Raw genomic sequence first — 16,339 nt, 5'->3', positions numbered from 1 at the left:
AATCGGGTTCTCAGCCTTCGTAGGCCCGGTAAGCGCTAGCGCCACCGGGCATTTTTTTAGCGGCTCTGCTTTCTCAGCAGGTAGATAAAGTACGGCGCGCCGATAAAGGTTGAGAGCAGCCCCGCAGGGATCTGGAACGGAAACAGCACCATCCGCCCGCACCAGTCGGCAAACACCAGCAATACGCCCCCCACCAGCGAGGAGATGACCATATGCGGCATCGTGCGGCGAAAGCCCATCATCCGCGCGATATGCGGAGCCATCAGCCCGACAAAGCTGAGCGGCCCGATGGTCATCGTCGCCGCTGCCGTCAGTGCTGCCGCCAACAGCAGCAGCACCACACGCGACGAGGTCAGGGCCATCCCTACCGAGCGCGCACTCTCCCCGCCGAGCGGCAGGATCATCAGCCAGCGGCGACACAGCGGGGTTAACGCCAGCAGCACTACCATCACCACCGCGCTGCGCACCACCAGTTCACCAGAAGCGTTATAGGTACTGCCGGAGATCCAGGTCAGGATTGTCGCCATGCGCGGATCGCCGCTCGCCTGTAGCATCATCAGCAGCATGGTAAAGGCGGTACTGAGCGCCATCCCGGCCAGCAGCATGCGGTGCGGAGAAAAGCCACCGCGCCCGGCGGCGAGCATAATGATCAACAGCGTCGCCGCCGCGCCCAGACTCCCGGCAGGCAGCAGCCAGCCAAAGGCGTTGCCCGGCACAAAGAAGAGCATCAACACCACGCCAAATGCCGCGCCGGAGCTGATGCCCAACACTTCCGGGCTGGCCATCGGGTTACCGGTCAGGCGCTGGATAATGCATCCGGCCACCGCCAGCATCATCCCGGCGGTCAGCGCGGCAATAATACGCGGCCAGCGCCAGGGCAGCAGTTGATCCAGCAGCGCGCCGCTGGCCCACTGCCAGCCGTGCGCGTCGCGGCCAAAACTGAGCGCCGCCCACATCGCCAGCAGCAGTAACAGCACGCCGCCCAGCGCAAACCACATCACATGCCCGCGCTCGGGGCGGATCTTATCCCCGCCGTCCATCGCCGGTGCGCTCATACTCCGCAGGCGCGGCAGCAGCCACAGCAGCAGCGGTGCGCCAATCAGCGCCGTCATTGAGCCGGTGGAGACCTCCATCCAGACGCGCGTCAGCCAGAGGATCACCTGATCGGAGAGCCAGAGGATCAGCGCACCAATCAGCGGGGCCAGTATCAGGCGCGTCAGTAGACGCCGCGCACCGAGCATCTTCGCCAGCAGCGGCGCGAACAGGCCAATAAAACCAATAATGCCGACGGCGTTAACCAGCAGCGCGCTGAGTGCAATCGCCAGCGTTAACGCCGCCAGCCGCGCCAGCGACAGCGCCAGCCCAAGGTTGCGCGCCACGCCATCATCCAGCCCCATTAAGGTCAGCGGGCGCAGCAGCAGTAGCGTTAACACCGTGCCGCCGAGCAGCTGCGGCCAGAGACGCTGCACCACGCTCCAGTCGGTCTGCGTCAGCGTGCCGGTGCTCCACAAAAACATGCTTTGCAGCTGATCGTGGTGAAACAGCGCCAAAAGCTGGTTGATCGCCCCGCAGTAGAGGCTCACCACCAGGCCCGCAAGAATCAGGGTTACCGGAGAGAGCCGTTTTCCCCATGCCACGCCAAACACCAGCGCGCCGACGCCGCATGCACCGAGCAGCGCCGCAAATTGCGAGGCCATTACGCCCGGGATCGCCCACAGCGTGGTGATAGTAATCCCCAATTGCGCGCCGGTCGCCACGCCAAGGGTGGTCGGCTCCGCCAGCGGGTTACGCAACACCTGCTGGAACAGCACGCCCACCAGCCCAAGCCCGGCGCCGACCAGCAGCGAGATCGCCAGACGCGGCAGCAGGCTGTAGTGAAACAGCATCTGATCGATACGATCGATATTCGGCGTAAACAGCGCCTGCCCCCACTGGGCGCGCGGCAGCGCAAGAGTCAGGTTGTACCAGGTTAGCCCGGCCGCAAGGGTAAACAGCACCGCCAGCAGCAGCGCAGATGAGAGGGAGAAGCGACGGATCATGCCCGGCCTCCCAGCGCGTTATCCAGCACGCGGGTGAAATGCATGGCGGAGAGCGTCGCGCCATAGAACCAGACCGCCGGCACGCGCTGAAAACGCCCCTGGCGCACAAATGGCATCGCCTGCCAGAGCGGTGTCGCCATCACTTTTTGCATATCCTGTTCATTATTGTGATCAAAGCAGATCACATCCGCATCTTTGTAGGCGGCAAGCCGATCGATGCCGACCGCCACGCTGCCCCAGAAGGTCTGCTCGCCCTGCCAGGCGTTACGAATACCGAAATCATCAAGCACTTCCTGGAACAGGCAGTTGGCACCAAAGACCAGCACATGGCGCGGATCGAGCAATGTAATCATCAGCAGCGGGCGATCGCCGCGCCGGGCAAAGCGCGGCTTAGTAGCGCTCATCAGGGCATCGAACTGCGCAAGATGCTGTTTCGCTTGTGGCTCTTTGTTGAGCAACTGCGCCATCTCGTTCAGCGAGCGTCGGGCCATCGCCAGCGGCTTTTTGCCGTCGCTAAAGGTAAACCCGCGCCCCGGCGCAATGGTCGCCAGCTTCGCTTCGGAAGGGCCATAGCCCGCCGACCAGACCAGCAGCGAGGGCTTCATCTGCGTCAGCAGTTCGAGGTTCGGTTCAATACGCAGGCCAACATCAATCACCGACGCTGGCAGCGACGGTTCGTTGACCCAGGTATTGTAATTTTGCACATCGGCGACGCCGTAGGGCATCACGCCCAGCGCCAGCAGCAGCTCAACCGGCAGCCACTCCAGCGCCACCACGCGCTGCGGATCGACGCTGGCGGCCTTCGCACCGCGCATCTGCCAGAGTAGCGGCGAGAGCGCCATTGCCGTCAGTAAACGCCGACGGCTGATTGCAGGTATAGCGGCCATCAGTAGACGAAGCTCACGGGCGCGGCACCGGCCGGGTGTGGCAGGATCCCCATCGGGATACCGTAAATCTGCTCCAGCGTTTCGGCGCGCATTAAGGCTTCCGGCGCACCTTCGGCGATCATCTCGCCGCCGCGCAGCGCCACCAGATAGTCACAGTAGCGCGCCGCCATATTGATATCGTGCAGCACGGCAATCACCGTCAAGCCGCGCTGCTGGCTTAAGCGGTGCACCAGCGCCAGCACATCGACCTGATGGGCGATATCAAGCGCGGAGGTCGGCTCATCAAGCAGCAGGCAGCGGCTATCCTGCGCCACCAGCATGGCAATCCACGCACGCTGACGTTCGCCACCGGAGAGGCTATCCACCAGCCGGTGCGCCAGCGGTTTTAAACCGACCAGCGCAATCGCCTCTTCCACTTTCTCGCGGTCAGCCACACCAAAACGCCCCAGCGCCCCATGCCACGGATAACGCCCAATCGCCACCAGTTCACGCACGGTCATCCCTTCCGCCTGCGGCAGCTGCTGCGGCAGATAGGCGACTTTGCGGGCAAAGGATTTGCTGCTCCAGCTCTCCAGCGGCTGCCCGTCGAGCAGAATATCGCCCTCAGAGGGTGCCTGATGGCGGCCAAGCATCTTCAGCAGCGTCGATTTACCCGAGCCGTTATGACCAATCAGGCCGGTCACTTTCCCGCTCGGGAAGGTCAACGACAGCGGATGCAGCAGCGTGCGTCCCGGCACGCGAAAGGTGACATCGTTCAGTTGAAAGGTGGTATCGGGAAGCGTTTTGTTTTCCTGCATGGTTGCCAACTTGTCAGTGGGCACGGCGAACCGTGCCCGAAGAGAAAAATTAGAAGCGGAAGGTTGCGGTTGCCGTCACCTGACGTTCAGCGCCCCAGAAGCAGCCGTAGCTGTTAAAGCAGCTGGCGACATATTCGCGATCGAACAGGTTATTGACGTGCAGGGCGACATTGGAGCCCGCCATACCGAAGCGCGCCAGATCGTAACGCACCAGCGCATCCACCACGGTGGCGCTACCGACTTTAAAGGAGTTCGCCGGATCGCCGAAGCTTGAGCCGGTGAAGCGCGCGCCGGTACCGAGCGTCAGGCCGGAGAGCGCGCCATCATAGAAGGTGTAATCACCCCACAGCGAAGCCATATGTTTTGGCACCTGAGGCGGGGTATTACCTTTCAGTTTGGTATCGGTGGTGTATTCCGCTTGCGTATAGGTGTAGGAGCCGACCACGTTCAGGTTGGCGGAGAGCGCCGCTTTGGCTTCAAGCTCCACGCCGCGTGAACGCACTTTGCCGCCCTCGACTGACCAGACCGATCCCGCAGGGTCGGCCATCAGGTTGTTGCTCTTGGTCAGCTGATAGAGAGCGCCGGTCAGCACAATCGGCCGATCGCTCGGGCTGTATTTCACCCCGGCTTCGTACTGCTTGCCTTTGGATGGCGCGAAGAGCGCACCGCTCTCGCCAGCGGTGGCCGACGGTTCGAAAGATTCGCTGTAGCTGAAGTAAGGCGTGACGCCATTATCAAACAGATAGTTAACGCCGCCGCGCCAGCTGAACTGGTTATCGTCACGGGTTGTGGTGATGCCAGTCTCGCGGTTAAACGCGCTCTGCTTCGCCCAGTCGTAACGGCCGCCCAGCGTAACCAGCACCTTCTCCCACTGCGCCTGATCCTGCGCATAGAGGCCGGTCTGTTTCTGGCGGTTAAGAATGCGGTAAGCGCCAGACGGGCCAGAGTGGGCAGCGAAATCAAAATCGCCGCGATCGAGGTTATAGATATCCGATGGCGCAACCGATCCCGCATAGCCAAACCACGAGTCGATGTCGTTACGCATACGCATAAAGTCGACGCCGGTCAGCAGCGTATGGTCGACAGAACCAGTGGCAAAGGTGCTCTGCAACTGCGTATCGACCGAGAAGTTCTGCAACTTCTCGTTATCAATCACATACTGGCGCGTCAGGTAGTGGTTCCACTGCGACGGCGCGATGCTGGCACAAGGGCTGTTTTTTGCATCGGCGGTGTAGAGCGGGTCAGAGCACATACCGTAGCCGTAGACGCTGTTTTGCGAGGTTTTGTTTTCGGCGTAGCGCAGGTTCTGGCGCACGGTAAAGGTATCGTCGAAGGCGTGCTCAAAGCTGTAACCGACCATCTTCTGGTTACGGGAGTAAGTGTTGTTCTTCGCGCCTTCGTTGAAGCTGGTCGGCAGGCGTTTGCCGTTCGGTAGCGGTTCAACGGTCCCCTCTTTCGGCAACCAGCCGTAATAGCCGGTGTCAGGCTCATTCTGGAAATAGGAGAGGAAGGTGAAGTTGGTTTTATCATCCGGCCGCCAGCTAAAAGAGGGGGCGATGGTATAACGCTGCTCTTTTTTCCCGTCCTGCTGCGCATTGGCAGAGCGGGCCAGGCCGGTCAGGCGATAGGAGTAAACACCGTCGTCATCCAGCGCGTCGCTGAAATCAAACCCGGTCTGAAACAGGCTATCGGTGCCGGCTTTAAACTGGATTTCGTGCAGCGGCATGGTGGTCGGGCGCTTGCTGACCATATTCATCAGGCCGCCGGGGCTGCTTTTTCCGTAGAGCACGGAGGTTGGCCCGCGCAGCAACTCTACGCGTTCCAGCATATAGGGATCGATCACCGCGTCGTTATAGAAGTTGCCCTGTAACTTCAGGCCGTCGAGGTAGTTATTCTGGCTTTGGTTATCAGCGGCAAAACCGCGGATGATCAGCTGATCGTAAGTATTGGAAGCCCCACGCGTGCCCACGCTGACGCCCGGCGTGTAGCTCAGGGCCTCTTTTGCCGATTTCGGCTGGTGCAGCGCGATCTCTTCGGCGGTGACGACGGAAATGGACTGCGGCGTTTTTTCCAGCGGCATATCCGTTTTTGTCGCGGTCGCGGTATGTTTCGCCGCGATGGTCGCCGCCGGCCCCCACGCATTCTCTTGCGGCGCGGCGGTGGTGACGGTGATGGTTTCTTCTTTTGAGGTGGTGGCAGCCTGTGCATAAACAGACATGCCGCTAACCGCTGTGGCTACTACGACTGCGAGAGTACGCAGCGTAAAAGTGACTGGCTGAGCAGTTGTTGGACGCGCCATGAGTGTATCTCTGATTCAGTAAGTGAACGTTAACGTAAACGAGAATTATTATTATGACCGCAGAATAATATGCGAAGCGCTCAGTGCATAGCAAGCGCAATGCCGCCCGGCGGGGCTTAACAGCAAAGAATTAGTCGCTGTAAAAGCAGGATGTTAATTGCATGAAGAAAGGAATTTAACGCGGCGTTATTTGAATGTATCAGAAAGGACAAAATAAAAACCCCGGTCTGCTGAACCGGGGTTTTTTGTGGCTAGTTACTGCCGAACATATCTTTAATCCAGCCCGCTACGCCGTCGCTCTTCTGCTCCTGCTGCGGCTGCTGTTGCTGCGGCTGTTGCTGCTGTTGCGGTTGCGTAGACTGATCGAACGGGTTGCCCGTTTGCGGCTGCATCATCTGGCTTTGCTGGCACAGCGCGTCCGGATTGGTGGTCCAGACCGGCAGCTGGCGTACGCCACCGCCGCCGCAGATAAAGTTACCCATATCATCAACGCCGATGTTGGTGATATCCTCCGGCGGCGTCAGATCCAGCGGGATCGGCGACTGATTTTGCAGATAACGCTGGTAAATCGCCATTGCGCCGCTGGCACCATACAGCTTGGTCGGCTGGTTATTATCGCGGCCAACCCAGGTGATGGTCACTTCACGCCCGTCGATGCCGGCAAACCAGGTATCAACGTTATTGTTGGTAGTACCGGTTTTCCCCGCCAGGTGCAGGCCCGGATACTTCGCGCCAAGCTGGCGACCCGTTCCGCGCTGAACCACCTGCTGCATAGTCCACAGCGTCATGTAGGCCGCCTGAGCAGGCACCACACGTTCCGCCTGCGGGTAGCTCTGATAAAGCACCGTGCCATCTTCAGCAATCACCGAACGCAGCGCGGAAAGTTGCGCGCGGTTACCGCCGCTGGCGATGGTCTGGAAGGCCTGCGCCACTTCAATCGGCGTCAGGTTGAGCGCACCCAGCAACATTGACGGCATGCCGTTCAGCTGATTTTTTGGCGCACCGAGTTTCTCCCAGGTATCCGTCACCGCCGGTAAGCCTACCGCCATGCCGAGGTTAACGGTCGGCACGTTCATCGAGCGCGTCAGCGCATCCACCAGCATCACCTGACCGCTGAAGCGGCGATCATCGTTCTGCGGCGACCACACCTGGCCGTTGGAGAGGCGCAGCGAAATCGGCGCATCGGCAATCCAGGTATTCAGGCGATAGGTGTTTGGCTGGCTCAGCGCCGTCAGGTAGGTCGCCGGTTTCGCCAGCGAGCCGATAGAGCGACGCGCCTGCATCGCACGGTTATAACCGGCAAACTGCGGTGTCGCACCGCCCACCATTGCGCGGACTTCACCGGTGTAGCGATCGACCACCACCATCGCGGTTTCCAGATCCGACAGCTTGCGCTGTTTGATCAGCAGCGGAATGCCCTCCACCGCCGCTTTTTCGGCGGCATCCTGCGCCACCGAGTCAAAGGTGGTGAAGATCTTCACGCCGGAGAGATCTTTTACCTTATCGCCGAGTTTGCTCTGCAACTCCTGGCGCACCATCTGCATAAAGGCTGGCTGAGGCGAGATCACCCCACCGCGCGGCTGCACGCCGAGCGGACGGGCGCTGAGCATGTCATACAGCTCCTGGTCAATCACGCTCTGCTGTTGCAGCAGGCGCAGCACCAGGTTACGACGCTCAAGGGCCAGTTTCGGGTTACGCCACGGGTTGTAAATCGACGCCCCTTTTACCATCCCCACCAGCAGCGCCTGCTGATCGAGGCTCAGCTCTTCAACCGGGCGGCCAAAGTAGTAGAGGCTCGCCAGCGGGAAACCGCGGATTTCGTTATCGCCGCTCTGACCGAGGTAGACCTCGTTCATATAGAGCTCAAGGATGCGATCCTTGCTGTAACGGGCATCCATGATCAGCGCCATATAGGCTTCGTTGGCTTTACGCCAGTAGGAGCGCTCGCTGCTCAGGAAGAGGTTTTTCACCAGCTGCTGGGTCAGCGTACTCGCCCCCTGCACCGTGCGACCTGCGGTGAGGTTCGCCAGCACCGCACGGCCAATAGAGTAGAAGCTGATGCCGTCATGCTCGTAGAAGTGGCGGTCTTCCGTCGCCAGCAGTGTATCGACCAGCAGATCCGGGAAGCCGTTACGCGCAACAAACAGGCGCTGCTCGCCGTTCGGCGAAGAGAGCATGGTGATCAGGCGCGGATCGAGCCGGAAGAAACCGAACTGGCGGTTGCTGTCCATATTCTCGATCGTCTCCAGGCGATCGCCGTCAAAGGTCAGACGCGCGCGCACCTGGCCCTCTTTGCTGTCCGGGAAATCAAACGGACGGCGGATCATCTCGATGCTTTTCGCCTGCACGGTGAACTCACCGGGGCGCGTCATCTTGGTCACTTCGCGGTACTGCGTCGCCTCCAGCAGCTTGACCATCTCATTTTTGCTGATGGCCATATCCGGCTCGAGGTTGACCATACGGCCATAGACGGCGGCAGGCAGCTGCCACACTTTACCGTCGATACGGGCGCGGATTTTCTGATCCAGGTAGACGCCATAAATGGCAAATAGCACTGCGCAAACAATGAAAATTTTCAGCAGCAGCCAGAACCAGCCGCGTTTACCGCGGGGCTTCTTGCCTCTGCCTCTTCCCTTTTTCGGCACTGCGTTTTCCTCTTCATCATCGTATTCGTCATACTCTTCATCACGAACGCGACGACGACTGATTTTCTCTTTTGCCGGGCGCGCAGGTTTCCCCTTGCGTCCAATTGGCTCGCGGTCATTCCCCGCCATGCTTTACTCTCCGCAACGTTCAGGCGCAAGGGCCCGATTCTCAGCTCTTCGGCCTACAGGCAGAAGAAGAACTCTCTCAATTTATACCACTGCTGAATGACGCTATACGCATCAGCACTATGAATACTTTTTCGTTCGCCGCGTCGGTGCGGTGTTCGCCGGATCGTCCGGCCAGACATGTTTGGGGTAGCGCCCCTTCATCTCTTTTTGCACCTCGCGGTAGGTTCCGGCCCAGAACGCGCCTAAATCACGCGTAATTTGCAGCGGCCGCTGGGCAGGCGAAAGCAGCTCCAGCACCAGCGCCACGCGCTCCTGCGCAATCGTCGGGGTGGTGGCTTCACCGAACATCTCCTGCATCCGCACCGCCAGCGCAGGCGGGTTATCTTCATGATATCGGATGGCTATCCGGCTTCCGGTCGGCACAGTGTAATGCCCAGGCAGCTCACTATCCAGCCGTTGACGCAACGACCACGGCAGCGCCTGCTGCAACGCCTGCCCCACATCAAGGGTCTGTAAATCGCGCAGCGAACGAATGCCGCCCATCTGCGGTAGCAGCCACGTCTCAAGGGTATCGAGCAGCGAGGCGTCATCAACGGCGGGCCAGTCAAACTCCGGCAGCCACTTCGCGGCGCAGAGTAAGCGTAAACGATACTGCGCCGCTTCGCTTGTCCAGTTCAGCACCCGCAGCCCCTTTTCGCGAATGCCGTTTAGCATCGCCTGGTGCAGCTCCTCCTCAGAGGGCTTCGCCAGCGGCTGTGCGCTCAGCGTCAGTTGCCCAATCTGCCGACGGCGAAATGCTTTCAGCGTACCGAGCGTTTCATCCCACTCGACGCTGTCGGACTGGGTAATCAACTGCGGACTGTGGGCAACAAGCGCATCAATATCCAGCGGCAGCGCCAGCAAAATACGCGCATCCGGTGACTGGCTCCCCTGCAACAGCAGCGGCGCGAGCAGCCATTCGTGACGGTTTAGCGCGTCATCGGCATCCAGCGTTGCGCCCAGGCCGTTCGCCAGCTGATAGCGCCCCTGCTGACCACGTCGACGGGCGATACGATCGGCGAACGCGCAGGCGAGAAGCGGTGCCAGAGCGCTGTTATCCGGCTCGCCGCCGCTGCTCTTCAGCCTGCGTGCCAGCTGCCGCGCGCGTTGTTGCCAGTTCCCCTGCTGGCGCGAGAAGGCCGCGCTCAAATCACTATTACTGCCGCGCGGCGGCTCTTCGAGGATCGCCGCAAGCTTTGCGGCGGTGGCAATCTCATCATCGCCCTGCGCACTTGCCAGCATTGCTGCCAGACGTGGATCGTTGCCGAGCGCCGCCATTTTCATGCCAAACGGCGTTAAACGCCCCTCTTCCAGCGCGCGCAGTTGTGTCAGCAGCCTGCGCGCCGCCGCCAGGTTAGCCTCAGGCGGTAGATCCAGCCAATTAAGCTGCGTAGCATCCTGGCAGCCCCACTGCAATAACTCCATCAACAGGCCGGAGAGATCGCTATTAACGATCTCCGGGCTGCTTTGCGCCGCCGCACGCTCCGCCTGCTCTTTGGCGATCAGATGCAGGCAGATGCCCGGCTCCAGACGCCCGGCGCGTCCGGCGCGCTGGGTCATCGACGCCACGCTGATGCGCTGGGTAATCAGGCGCGTTAAGCCGCTGCGGGCATCAAAACGGGCAACGCGCTCCTGGGCGCTGTCCACCACCAGCCGGATCCCTTCAATGGTCAGGCTGGTTTCGGCAATATTGGTCGCCAGCACCACTTTTCGCTTGCCGACGGGCGCAGGCAGAATCGCTTTACGCTGTTCGCTTAACGGCAGCGCGCCATAAAGGGGGCAGAGCAGCACATCGCTGCCGACCCGCGACGCAAGCTGCTCCTGCACGCGCTGGATCTCGCCGACGCCTGGCAAAAAGAGCAGCAGCGAACCCGGTTCGGTGCGCAGCAGTTCAGCCGTGGCCTGTGCCACCGCTTCATCAAAGCGCTGATGGGCGGGCAGCGACTGGTAGCGCTGTTCAACCGGGAATGCGCGCCCTTCGGAGACGATCACCGGCGCATCGGGCAACAGCGAGTGTAGACGCTCATTATCCAGCGTCGCGGACATAATCAGCACTTTCAGATCGTCCCGCAGTCCCTGCTGCACATCGAGCAGCAGCGCCAGCGCCAGATCCGCCTGTAAACTGCGCTCGTGGAATTCATCGAGGATCACCAGCCCGACGCCATTTAGCTCCGGATCGTTTTGGATCAGGCGCGTAAGGATCCCTTCAGTGACCACTTCAAGTCGGGTGTTCGGGCCGACGCAGGTGTCGGCGCGCATGCGGTAACCCACGGTGTCGCCAGGTTGCTCATTGAGAAGCTCCGCCAGCCGCTGCGCAACGTTGCGCGCCGCCAGACGTCGTGGCTCCAGCAGCAAAATTTTCCCTTCAACTACATTCTGTTGCAGCAGTTGCAGCGGCAACCAGGTCGATTTCCCGGCCCCGGTCGGGGCGCTCAGTAGCACCTGGGGCGCATTTTTCAGCGCAGAGAGAAGATCGGGCAGAACGGCGGCAACCGGCAGTAAGGACACAAACGCTCCAGGGGTTAACAGAAGAGGAGCAGCAGTATACCATCCCCACATATTCTTGACCTCGAGCACACTATGCCCGCATCAAAAAGGCTCTTTTTTGCCATTGAACTGCCCGCCGATATCCAGCAGCAACTTGTGCAGTGGCGCGCGCAACACTTCGCGCCGGAAGCGGGACGGCCAATCGCCGCCGCCAATTTACATCTGACGCTGGCCTTTCTGGGTGAGATCAGCGCCGAGAAACAGAAGGCGCTGGAGACGCTGGCCGGGCGCATTCGCCAGCCGGGTTTTACGCTGACGCTGGATGATGCCGGGCAGTGGCTGCGCTCGCGCGTGGTGTGGCTCGGGTCGCGCCAGCCGCCGCGCGGATTACTGCAACTGGCGGATATGCTGCGCGCGCAGGCAGCACGCAGCGGCTGCTATCAAAGCCCGCAGCCTTTTCACCCGCATATCACGCTGCTGCGCGACGCCAGCCACGCGGTTTCGCTCCCGCCGCCGGGTTTTCGCTGGTCGTTTCCGGTCACTGAGTTTGCGCTCTATGAGTCGCAGTTTCTTAATGGGCGTACCCGTTACACCGCCCTGAAGCGCTGGCCGCTTAGCGGCGAGTAAACATTTCGGCGCGTCTTGAGCCACGAACATATTAAGGAAGAGGTATGGAATTCACCCCGCCGTTACAATCCGCCACGCTTGTGACGCGCTATAAACGCTTTCTGGCGGATGTGGTGACGCCCGAAGGCGAAACCCTGACGCTGCACTGCCCTAACACCGGCGCGATGACCGGTTGCGCGACGCCTGGCGATCGGGTCTGGTATTCCACCTCAACAAATCTGAAGCGTAAATATGCCCACACCTGGGAATTAACTGAAACGCAACAGGGCGCGTTTATTTGCGTTAATACTCAGCGGGCAAATATGTTAACGAAAGAGGCGATTATCGCTGAGCGCCTGCCTGAGTTAACGGGATATAGCGTGCTGAAAAGCGAAGTGAAATATGGTGCGGAGCGCAGCAGAATTGATTTTCTGTTACAGGCGGAGGATCGCCGCAACTGCTATATTGAAGTGAAATCGGTCACGCTCGCCGAGCAGCAGTCAGGCTATTTCCCGGATGCGGTCACACTGCGCGGGCAGAAGCATTTACGGGAGTTGATGAGCGTTGCGGCCAATGGTGACCGTGCGGTGATCTTGTTTGCCATTCTGCACTCCGCCGTTGAACATTTCGCACCCGCGCGCCATATTGATGGGGAATACGCACGATTATTGAGTGAAGCGCAACAAAATGGGGTGGAAGTTATTGCTTATAAAGCGGAACTTTCTGCCGATAATATGAGTCTTAGCTTGCCGCTACCGTTCTCGCTTTAAGGCAAGCGCCTGACGAATAAGTGATTTGGTCGCGTGCGCAAATACGCTTTTCTTCACAGGGTTGTCAAGTGTTACGTATGGATATTTGCCATCCGTAAAAGCATCTGCTATTTATAGCGGCCTGATTTTTCCCCCGTACGGGGATCGATAGTGCGTGTTAAGGAGAAGCAACATGCAAGAAGGGCAAAACCGTAAAACATCGTCCCTGAGTATTCTCGCCATCGCTGGGGTGGAGCCGTATCAAGAGAAGCCGGGCGAAGAGTATATGAACGAAGCCCAGCTGGCGCACTTCAAGCGGATTCTTGAAGCCTGGCGCAATCAACTTAGGGATGAAGTCGATCGCACCGTTACGCACATGCAGGACGAAGCGGCTAACTTCCCGGACCCGGTTGACCGTGCTGCTCAGGAAGAGGAGTTCAGCCTCGAACTGCGTAACCGCGATCGCGAGCGCAAGCTGATTAAGAAGATCGAAAAAACGCTGAAAAAAGTAGAAGACGAAGATTTCGGTTTCTGCGAATCCTGCGGCGTTGAAATTGGTATCCGTCGTCTGGAAGCGCGTCCGACTGCCGACCTGTGCATCGACTGCAAAACCCTGGCGGAAATCCGCGAAAAACAGATGGCGGGCTAACCCCGGCATTCCCCAAGACGCCCCGCTGATGCGGGGCGTCTCTTATACGGCGGCGAACGCGCCCGCCCTGTACTTTTTTGCCTGTCGATATGCCTGAATCACACTATATCGGGCGCTTTGCGCCATCCCCATCCGGTGAACTGCATTTTGGTTCGTTAATTGCCGCCCTCGGCAGCTATCTGCAAGCCCGTGCTCAGCATGGTATCTGGCGCGTGCGGATTGAAGATATCGATCCTCCCCGCGAAGTGCCCGGCGCGGCAGAGACAATTTTGCGTCGGCTGGAACACTACGGCCTGCACTGGGACGGTGAGGTGCTGTGGCAATCCCGGCGGCATGAGGCTTATCGGGAAGTGCTGGCACGGCTGCACCGTGAAGGGTTGAGCTACTTCTGCACCTGCACGCGGGCGCGCATTCAAAGCGTCGGCGGTTTCTATGATGGTCACTGCCGTACCCTGAATCATGGCCCGGAAAACGCCGCAGTCCGCCTGCTGCAACGCCAGCCGGTGCTGGAATTTACCGACCGCCTGCGCGGGCGCATCGTTGCCGAAGAGAAACTGGCGCGCGAAGATTTTATTATTCACCGCCGCGATGGATTATTTGCTTATAACCTCGCCGTGGTGGTCGATGACCATTTTCAGGGTGTGACGGAGATCGTGCGCGGCGCGGATCTGATTGCACCGACGGTGCGGCACCTCTCCCTTTATCAACAATTAGGCTGGCCGGCACCTGAGTATGTTCATCTGCCATTAGCCCTTAATGAACAAGGGGATAAGCTCTCCAAGCAGAACCATGCGCCTGCCCTGCCGGAGGGCGATCCGCGTCCTGTGTTGATCCGTGCTTTACAATTTATGAACCAGGATGTAACAAAAGAGTGGCAGGATCTCTCGCTGGAGGATCTGCTGGAAAAGGCGGTGGCGAACTGGTCGCTTTCACGCGTACCTGTAACAGGCGATGCGAATACAGCATTCTCAAATGCTTCGCGCTGAGCTATGATTAGCCGCTATTTTTTTGTCCCGATGACGTCTGACACTACCGAGGTGTACTATTTTTACCCGAGTCGCTAATTTTTGCCGCAAGGTGCTAAGCCGCGAAGAGAGCATGGCCGTTGAGGCAATGGCCAAACCGCAAATGGCGGTTATCCCGCGTGAGCAGCACGCTATTTCCCGCAAAGATATCAGCGAAAATGCGCTCAAAGTGCTCTATCGTCTGAATAAAGCGGGCTATGAAGCTTACCTGGTAGGCGGCGGTGTGCGCGACTTGTTGCTGGGCAAAAAACCAAAAGATTTTGATGTCACCACCAACGCCACGCCGGATCAGGTGCGTAAGCTGTTCCGCAACTGTCGCCTGGTGGGTCGCCGTTTCCGCCTCGCACACGTGATGTTCGGGCCGGAGATTATCGAAGTGGCGACCTTCCGTGGTCATCATGACGATCAACAAACCGATCGCACCATCTCCCAGCGCGGCCAGAACGGCATGCTGCTGCGCGACAACATCTTTGGCTCAATTGAAGAAGATGCCCAGCGTCGTGACTTCACCATTAACAGCCTCTATTACAGCGTTGCTGACTTTACCGTACGTGATTACGTCGGCGGCATGCGCGATCTGCAAGAGGGCACCATCCGCCTGATCGGCAACCCGGAAACCCGCTACCGCGAAGATCCGGTGCGCATGCTGCGCGCGGTGCGTTTCGCCGCCAAGCTGGGCATGCAGATCAGCGAAGAGACCGCCGAGCCGATCCCGCGTCTGGCAACCTTAATTAACGACGTGCCGCCGGCGCGTCTGTTTGAAGAGTCCCTGAAGCTGCTGCAGGCCGGTTACGGTTACGATACCTACCAGCTGCTGCGCGAATATGGCCTCTTCCAGCCGCTCTTCCCGATCATCACCCGCTGCTTTACCGAGCACGGCGACAGCCCGATGGAGCGCATTATTGCCCAGGTGCTGAAGAACACCGATAACCGCATTCACAACGATATGCGCGTTAACCCGGCGTTTCTGTTTGCCGCTATGTTCTGGTATCCGCTGCTGGAGAACGCACAGCGTATCACCCAGGAGGGCGGGCTGGCCTACTACGACGCCTTCGCGCTGGCGATGAACGACGTGCTCGACGAAGCGTGCCGCTCGCTGGCGATCCCGAAACGCATCACCACGCTGGTTCGCGATATCTGGCAGCTGCAGCTGCGCATGTCCCGTCGCCAGGGCAAACGCGCCTGGAAACTGATGGAGCATCCGAAATTCCGCGCCTCTTACGATCTGCTGGCGCTGCGCGCCGACGCGGAGAATAACGCTGAACTGCAGCGCCTGACAAAATGGTGGGGCGAGTTCCAGGTCTCTGCGCCGCCAGCGCAAAAACATATGCTTGATGATTTAGGTGAAGAGCCGGCCGAGCGCCGTCGTCATCGCCGTCCACGCAAGCGCGCGCCGCGCCGTGAGGGCAGTGCGTGACGCTGGCCTTTATCGCGCTGGGCAGCAACCTCGCCTCGCCGCTCGATCAAGTTAACGCCGCGATAGCCGCGCTGGGGGAGATCCCCGACAGCCGGATCGTGGCGTGCTCCTCGCTTTACCGCACTCCCCCGCTCGGCCCGCCGGATCAGCCTGACTATCTCAACGCCGCCGTGGCGCTGGAAACGACGCTCGCGCCGGAAGCCCTTCTCGATCATACGCAGCGCATTGAGTTGCAACAGGGGCGCGTGCGTAAAGCCGAGCGCTGGGGGCCGCGCACGCTTGACCTCGATATTATGCTGTTTGGCGAGATGACGGTGCAGACCGCGCGCCTGACCATTCCCCACTACGACATGAAAAACCGTGGCTTTATGCTGTGGCCGCTGTTTGAGATCGCCCCTGATCTGCACTTTCCCGATGGCGAATCATTACAGGCCGTGCTGACGCGGCTGAACGCGCCAAAACCTCACGCCTGGTAACTCCGCCTGAAAAGGTGACCTGCATCAACGGGTTGCCTAAAGTCATTGCCCCCCTGAATGTTGCTGCTTAGAATGCGCCAGATTCGCCTTCGACT

General features: G+C 59.7%; 12 protein-coding genes. 6 read left to right on the top strand and 6 right to left on the bottom strand.

The genetic code is table 11. The features are described 5' to 3' along the window. Positions 1 to 56: 56 nt before the first annotated feature. From fhuB to hrpB, 6 genes are all read right to left on the bottom strand, one after another. Positions 57 to 2,039 carry a Fe(3+)-hydroxamate ABC transporter permease FhuB gene (gene fhuB / locus ACWPW2_RS02830; protein ID WP_454121563.1) on the bottom strand — a complete coding sequence of 661 codons (1,983 nt, stop codon included), beginning with the start codon at positions 2,037 to 2,039 and terminating at the stop codon, positions 57 to 59. Beyond that, positions 2,036 to 2,926 carry a Fe(3+)-hydroxamate ABC transporter substrate-binding protein FhuD gene (fhuD, locus tag ACWPW2_RS02825; RefSeq protein WP_454121562.1) on the bottom strand — a complete coding sequence of 297 codons (891 nt, stop codon included), beginning with the start codon at positions 2,924 to 2,926 and terminating at the stop codon, positions 2,036 to 2,038. Before fhuD ends, fhuB begins: the two co-directional genes overlap by 4 nt. Continuing rightward, a complete protein-coding gene (gene fhuC / locus ACWPW2_RS02820) occupies positions 2,926 to 3,723 on the bottom strand; it encodes a Fe3+-hydroxamate ABC transporter ATP-binding protein FhuC (RefSeq protein WP_023480201.1) in 798 nt (265 codons plus the stop codon). The genes fhuD and fhuC overlap by 1 nt, the downstream gene beginning before the upstream one ends. Positions 3,724 to 3,772: 49 nt before the next feature. Continuing rightward, complete coding sequence (gene fhuA, locus ACWPW2_RS02815; RefSeq protein WP_454121561.1) at positions 3,773 to 6,022, bottom strand: ferrichrome porin FhuA; 2,250 nt, start codon at positions 6,020 to 6,022, stop codon at positions 3,773 to 3,775. Between the two features lie 251 nt (positions 6,023 to 6,273). Beyond that, the gene (gene mrcB / locus ACWPW2_RS02810; protein ID WP_023480502.1) at positions 6,274 to 8,796 is read right to left on the bottom strand and encodes a bifunctional glycosyl transferase/transpeptidase; all 2,523 of its coding nucleotides are present in this window, start codon (positions 8,794 to 8,796) and stop codon (positions 6,274 to 6,276) included. 117 nt (positions 8,797 to 8,913) lie between these two features. After that, a complete protein-coding gene (hrpB, locus tag ACWPW2_RS02805; RefSeq protein WP_454121560.1) occupies positions 8,914 to 11,343 on the bottom strand; it encodes an ATP-dependent helicase HrpB in 2,430 nt (809 codons plus the stop codon). A 72-nt stretch (positions 11,344 to 11,415) separates the two neighbouring features. Here hrpB and thpR point away from each other — a divergent pair, with 72 nt between their 5' ends. The 6 genes from thpR to folK all read left to right on the top strand — a co-directional run bounded on the left by thpR (position 11,416) and on the right by folK (position 16,244). Beyond that, on the top strand, positions 11,416 to 11,949 hold the full coding sequence (gene thpR / locus ACWPW2_RS02800) for an RNA 2',3'-cyclic phosphodiesterase (protein WP_312119270.1): 534 nt from the start codon (positions 11,416 to 11,418) through the stop codon (positions 11,947 to 11,949). A gap of 44 nt (positions 11,950 to 11,993) precedes the next feature. Next, positions 11,994 to 12,698 carry a DNA/RNA nuclease SfsA gene (sfsA, locus tag ACWPW2_RS02795; RefSeq protein ID WP_124969732.1) on the top strand — a complete coding sequence of 235 codons (705 nt, stop codon included), beginning with the start codon at positions 11,994 to 11,996 and terminating at the stop codon, positions 12,696 to 12,698. Between the two features lie 172 nt (positions 12,699 to 12,870). Beyond that, complete coding sequence (dksA, locus tag ACWPW2_RS02790) at positions 12,871 to 13,326, top strand: RNA polymerase-binding protein DksA (protein WP_007373199.1); 456 nt, start codon at positions 12,871 to 12,873, stop codon at positions 13,324 to 13,326. Positions 13,327 to 13,415: 89 nt separating this feature from the next. Further along, positions 13,416 to 14,312 (top strand): tRNA glutamyl-Q(34) synthetase GluQRS, encoded by an 897-nt coding sequence (gluQRS, locus tag ACWPW2_RS02785; protein WP_312479795.1) that lies wholly within the window; start codon positions 13,416 to 13,418, stop codon positions 14,310 to 14,312. 58 nt (positions 14,313 to 14,370) lie between these two features. Continuing rightward, on the top strand, positions 14,371 to 15,768 hold the full coding sequence (gene pcnB / locus ACWPW2_RS02780; RefSeq protein ID WP_279793863.1) for a polynucleotide adenylyltransferase PcnB: 1,398 nt from the start codon (positions 14,371 to 14,373) through the stop codon (positions 15,766 to 15,768). Further along, positions 15,765 to 16,244 carry a 2-amino-4-hydroxy-6-hydroxymethyldihydropteridine diphosphokinase gene (gene folK, locus ACWPW2_RS02775; RefSeq protein ID WP_054802815.1) on the top strand — a complete coding sequence of 160 codons (480 nt, stop codon included), beginning with the start codon at positions 15,765 to 15,767 and terminating at the stop codon, positions 16,242 to 16,244. The genes pcnB and folK overlap by 4 nt, the downstream gene beginning before the upstream one ends. The last annotated feature ends 95 nt before the right edge of the window (positions 16,245 to 16,339 follow it).

It is taken from the genome of Kosakonia sp. Marseille-Q7440, from assembly GCF_965119485.1.
Note: the sequence above shows the minus strand (reverse complement) of the source record. Positions and strands in the feature narration are given on the sequence as shown.